The sequence below is a fragment of the Oleiphilus sp. HI0061 genome (genome assembly GCF_001635675.1).
Window position 1 is genome coordinate 1 of sequence record NZ_LWFE01001006.1, and the last position, 5,780, is coordinate 5,780.

The window sequence follows — 5,780 nt, forward strand, 5'->3', positions numbered from 1 at the left end:
TTATCGCCTTGGCACCTGAATCTGAGAATTGATGCTGCATTTCTCTAGGCGTGTAAAGAGGGTTTGTGTTTACCACGACTAAACCAGCACGCAACGCGGCGTAAGCAGCAATTGGGTACTGGCTTAGATTTGGCAGCTGTATCACTATCCGGTCACCCTGATTTAGGTTCTCTTGCTGCTGTAAGAAACAGGCCAAAGCCTTAGATTTAGCATCGATTTCAGCAAAGGATAATGTTTGCCCGAGACATGAATAAGCTGGTTTTTCTGCGTATTTTTGAAGAAAGCCCTCTAAAAAGTCGGCTAGGTTGTTGCGTGAGAGTGTTGTGTTTATCTGTGTCATCGGTAACCCCAAAGGTGTTTATTATTATGAATCTAGATTAGGTGGGCCTAGCAGCTCTTTATCTGCCTTACCTAGAAATAGTTTCATCGATAATTTCTGAATAATGGTTCCGTAGGGAGGATAGAATAAACCAATCGGAAAGAATCGATGTCGTTGAAAAGTCGATCGGGCATGGGATAGCTCACGAAACCCTTCTTCGCCATGGTAACTGCCCATACCTGAATTACCCACGCCACCAAAAGGCATGTCGTGATTGAATGCATGCCAGCCCCAATCATTAATGCTTACTCCACCAGACAGCGTGTTTTTCATAATTGTGTCTCGTATGGATTTATCATGGCCGAATAAATAGAGTGCTAGAGGGCGTTCCCGGTCGTTTATAAAGTCAATTACTTCGTTGATATTATCGTAGGGAATCACAGGCAAAATTGGACCGAATATTTCTTCTTGCATCAAATTCATATTGAGATCAGGGTTCTTTACAATATGAAGCGGGTACTGCCGCCCCTTGCCAATAGAACCGCAAACGGTTATGTCTGCCCGATGCGCTTTCGCGTCGTCAATTAGGCGCCTGAAACGTTCGTCTGCGCGGTCGTCTACCAATGAGGTGTAATGTTCACTACCGGAAGTCGAGGGATGCATTTTTATAAACTGTTTCTTTACGGCCTCAACAAACTCATCAATATTATTTCTAGGTACTAACGCATAGTCAGGTGCTAAACAGACTTGACCGCTATTCATGGCCTTACCATGCGCAATTCGCTTAGCGGCATCATTCAGGTTGGCGCCTTCACACACAACTGCCGGCGATTTTCCACCGAGTTCTAAAGTGACAGGTACCAGATTTTTAGCCGCGTTACTCATGATAATACGCCCGGTTTTAGGCGAGCCTGTAAACACCAAATGATCGAAAGGCTGCTCTGAAATTTTCATCGCATCCGGGTGGTCACCAGGCAACACATCCACCAAGTCTTCAGGAAAAATTTCGCTAAGCATTTCTTGCAGTAATGCGGCTGAGTTAGGGCAATTCTCCGGCATTTTGATCATCGCTCTGTTGCCCGCTGCCAAAGCTGCAATAAGAGGCCCTAACGCTAGGTATAAGGGAAAGTTCCATGGGCAGATGATTCCGACAACACCTTTGGGGTGGTAATGTACTTTGGCTTTATTACTTGTGAAGAGTAACTCCGTGGATCTACGACTAGGCTTCATCCACTTTTTGAGTTTGTGAACTGCATGATTGATTTCTAAAACGGGCCCGAGCACATCAATAAGTTTAGATTCAGCTGGTGCGCGCCAGCCAAAGTCTTTGGCTGCTGCAGCGGTAATGGCATCTTGGTAACGCTGAATTTGGCTACGAAGATTTAGAAGATTTTTTTTCCTCTCATTGAAGGAAGGGTAAGGATTAGCTCGAGCCGCTGACTTAAGCATAGTTAATCGTTCTTCAATAGATGTATCGTGAGTAGAAATTTTCGCCGCGCAGTTCATTTGTTTGCCTCTATTTTTATCGATTTAAACGTGCTTATGTTGTGTACTATTTGAATGTTTAATGTTCAAAAGTTGTGTATTTTATTACGTAATAGACTTATTGCTCACAAAAGTGATTTGTACTCATCATTTAGTTGAGCATGGTTGATGGTGACAATATTAGGTCGGATGCCTTTTCAGCAATCGCTATTACAGGTGCATTGGTATTGCCGCTTATTAAAGTGGGCATGATCGATGCGTCGACTACTCGTAGCTTTGAGATGCCATGAACACGCAACTGGTCGTCAACGACAGACATATCGTCATTACCCATTTTGCAGGTACCCACGGGGTGATAAACCAGACCTAAACGATCTTTGCACGCTTGCAGAATGTCTGCATCGGAGGTGATATCAGCTCCTGGGTGAACTTCGTCGCCACGATGATCATCAAAAGCTTCAGATGCTAGGATTTTTCGCGCGACCCGAATGCCGTCAACCAAAACTTTTTGATCTTTTTCTTGAGAGAGGAAGTTAAAATCGATTTTGATTCGATCGCGAGGGTCTAAAGACTTTAAGCTTAGTTGACCACGACTTTCCGGTCTGAGTACGCACACATGTAGGGAGTAACCATGTTGCGAAAGTAAACCAAGATCTCTGCCGCAATCATCAAAAAGAAGTGGTACGAAGTGCAGCTGAATATCAGGAACCTCAACAGAAGGACCAGATTTCAAGAAGCCGCCAGATTGGGTTATCGAATTAGCAAGATTACCTTTTTTAGCAGTAAAGTAATTAAAAGCATCTGGCAAGGCTTTTAATAACCCGGATGGCGTAATAGAAAATCCGTCTTTTTTCTTGCTTTTTACCAATACACAAGCATCAACATGTTCTTGAAGGTTTTTTCCTACTCCTGGAAGATCATGAACGACAGCTATACCTACTTTCTCGAGCTCCTTCTTATCACCGATCCCGGACAGCATGAGAGTTTGTGGTGTGTTAAACGCACCACCACACAAAATAACTTCTTTTTTAGCATGAGCGGTATACTCTTTTTCTCGTTGCGAATAGACCACACCTTTGGCCTCTTTATCTTCGAGAATAATTCGATTAACTAAGGCTTCACATTGTATGTGCAGATTTTTTCGAGTACGAGCAGGCTTTAAATAGGCCCGTGAGACACCGCACCTTTCGCCATTCTTGATTGTAAACTGATAATAGCCCACACCTTCAAATTGAGGCCCATTGAAATCGTCATTTAAAGGGTATCCCGCTTGCTCAGAACCTTTTAGGAAGCACTCATTCAAGGGGTAAGTATTTTGTGTGTTTGAGACATAAAGAGGACCTTGGCTGCCGTGGTAGTCATTGCATCCTCGCTCATTTGTTTCGGCTTTTTTAAAATAGGGCAACATTGAATCGAATTTCCAGCCCTTATTTCCTTGGGCTTCCCAGTGATCATAATCAGATTTATCGCCTCGAACATAGACCATTGCGTTGATGGCGCTACTTCCGCCTAAGGTTTTTCCTCTGGGGCAGAACATTGGTTGCCCCTTACGAATGTCGGCAACGGCTTCAGACTCATAGCCCCAGTTATATTTTTTACTATACATAAAGTAAGCAAAAGCTCCGGGTATTTTAATCATTGGACTTTTGTCTTCAGGTCCGGCTTCAAGTACCAGCACCGAGTTCTTTTCATTCTCGCTTAAGCGATTCGCAAGCACACTGCCCGCCGAACCGGCGCCAACAATGATGTAGTCGTATATTAGTTCTGACATCTTGTCACCCAATCTAGAGTCAATATGGTTATCATGAGGGTGATGTTAACTGAGTGCTCAGCACCTAAGAATGGCGGGAGTTGCCAAGGACAGGTCAATAAGTGTCAATAACGATAAACTTCCTTACCCTTCTCGATACTGTGATGGCGCGCAGCCAAACCAGCGTTTGAAACTGCGCCCAAAATTCGACACATCTTCGTAACCAAGCTGTAAAGCGATCACATCTATCTTTTGATCTGTTTTCTTCAGCAAGTATTGAGCATTTTTTTTCTTGGCGTCTTCCATTAGAAGTTTGAAAGTCTTACCTTCTTGCTTCAGTTTTCTGATTAAGGTGCTCTTGGACATATAAAGCGTCTTGGCGGTTTGCTCGAGTGATAGTTCAAACTGAACACTCGAAAGAATTAGTTCATTCACTTTGTCTGATAATGTGCGTGATTCCAGTAAACGATTAAGCTCATTCTTACATTGTTGAGCGGCCATTTCGGCAGTAACCGGATCTGCTGAAACGCAGGTGATCGCCTTCCACTCCAATGGCATACCATATCGCAAAACTCCGTCTGAATAACGAATGCGCTTCGGCAAACACGATCCATATAAGTCACTCCAGTCAGGCTCTTCGAAAGGCAGCTCCAGAACGCATTCTTCTACTTTTGAGCCAATAGCAAATTTGATAATGTTGAAAACCAGCGCAGCAATCGTCTCATAAAGAACAACATCAATGTCTCCCCAATCGGCAAGGGGTTTTATACAGAGATAGATGTTCTCTTCATCCTCTTCGATATAGAAGCTGAGAATTTGTGCGCGAATTTTGTAATATTCACAAAGAAATACCAGGCTGTCTTCCAGGTTGGTTGCATGCGACAGGCCATAGCCTACATGGCCATGACTGGACAAGCTGATGTTCCTACCGACAAACAATCCTAACGAACGCGGACACCCCTTTTTCCACATATAGTGAATAAGCTGTTTCAAGGTATCCACTTTAATGAAGGGCTCGCTTTCGTTGTGATCAACCTGTTTCCAGAAAGGTTGTAGATCAATTCCTTGCTCTTCGGCATAGCGCGAGAAATGGTTTAGATAAGTAGCAGACAGAAGTTCAGGGTTCATAGGCTAAATTGATGCTTAGTTTTATCTTTATAAGCTAGCCGCAAGCTAGTTCAAATGCAATGAAAATACACAAAAACTTAGAAGAACTGAACGCCCCTTCCGCGTAAAGCTCCGTTTCCTAGGTCCGGATAGTTTAGGTTCGATAGATCCATACCACTTAGCGTTATAGAGTGCAGGCTAGCTTGTTTTTCTACAGTAGTAATGCCAAAACAAATTTATCTGGATACTAGAATTAAAAGGCGCGTCACACTTCAGCGACTAACAGACCTAATGAGTCGAAGATCTAATGAGTCGAAGATCTAATGGTTTTATTTTTTAACAGCGTTGCATGGGCGATTTCTGCTTGGGAGGAAGGATGACAGTTTGAATCTACTGCTGTTTCAGCATCAGCTAATGGCATGCAGTAAGATTAAAGCAGAGCACTAAGATATAAGCAGCTTATTGTCTAAGTTGCGTTTGTCTGGATAACTTGATTATGTCCGCTAATCACCAATTCCCGATATCAATCGACGATTCAGAATCAGTAAGTTTCGGCCAACCTTGAAGCAAGTGCCAAGGTCTGAAATTGGCACATTGCTGACTAAGATTGGGCAGGGCATTTCTAGGCTCTAGTCGAAACCGCTATTTAAGTAGGTCAGATTGCGTGCCGACTTTTTCACCTAATTAAAGAGTTCGTTGATTTAGATATAGGAAGAAAGAAGCCTCTCCTTCTAAACCAAGCGCCCCCACATATCATACTCATCAACCTCTTCGACCTCTACTTTAACCAAGTCACCGACACATAGGTGAGTTGCTCCATCGATGAAGACGTTACCATCTATTTCAGGTGCGTCTGCTGAGCTCCTACCTACCGCGCCTTCTTCAACCACTTCGTCAATGATCACCCATTGCAATGAACCAACCTTTGCTCGCAAACGTTCGGCACTAATCTCAGCCTGCTTTTCCATAAACCTTTTGTGCCTACTCTCCTTCACTTCTTCGGGGACCTGATTCGCCAAGACGTTTGCTGGCGCGCCCTCTACAGGAGAATACGTAAAGCAACCTACACGATCTAACTGGGCCTCTTCTAAAAAGTCCAATAGCTCCTGAAAATCTTGC

General features: G+C 43.7%; 4 protein-coding genes and 1 pseudogene. All 5 read right to left on the minus strand.

The window, feature by feature from the left end; translation table 11 throughout:
• The coding region (locus tag A3735_RS12120) for an AMP-binding protein (protein WP_156499634.1) at nt 1-340 on the minus strand (340 nt) is incomplete at its 3' end.
• A gap of 24 nt (nt 341-364) precedes the next feature.
• Entirely contained in the window at nt 365-1,825 is a 1,461-nt protein-coding gene (locus A3735_RS12125) for a coniferyl aldehyde dehydrogenase (protein WP_068507112.1), read from the minus strand.
• 130 nt (nt 1,826-1,955) lie between these two features.
• On the minus strand, nt 1,956-3,575 hold the full coding sequence (locus A3735_RS12130) for a GMC family oxidoreductase (RefSeq protein WP_197475909.1): 1,620 nt from the start codon (nt 3,573-3,575) through the stop codon (nt 1,956-1,958).
• Between the two features lie 123 nt (nt 3,576-3,698).
• Nucleotides 3,699-4,682, minus strand: coding sequence for a helix-turn-helix domain-containing protein (locus A3735_RS12135; RefSeq protein ID WP_068507109.1), 984 nt, complete (start codon nt 4,680-4,682; stop codon nt 3,699-3,701).
• Between the two features lie 710 nt (nt 4,683-5,392).
• Nucleotides 5,393-5,780 (minus strand): annotated as a pseudogene (gene rimO, locus A3735_RS30930) (30S ribosomal protein S12 methylthiotransferase RimO); the annotation flags it as partial.

What these genes read in the sequence shown, in the direction of transcription:
- A3735_RS12125 (WP_068507112.1), bottom strand. Translation starts at nt 1,825, where the DNA reads ATGAACTGCGCGGCGAAAATTTCTACTCACGATACATCTATTGAAGAA.
- A3735_RS12130 (WP_197475909.1), bottom strand. Translation starts at nt 3,575, where the DNA reads ATGTCAGAACTAATATACGACTACATCATTGTTGGCGCCGGTTCGGCG.
- A3735_RS12135 (WP_068507109.1), bottom strand. Translation starts at nt 4,682, where the DNA reads ATGAACCCTGAACTTCTGTCTGCTACTTATCTAAACCATTTCTCGCGC.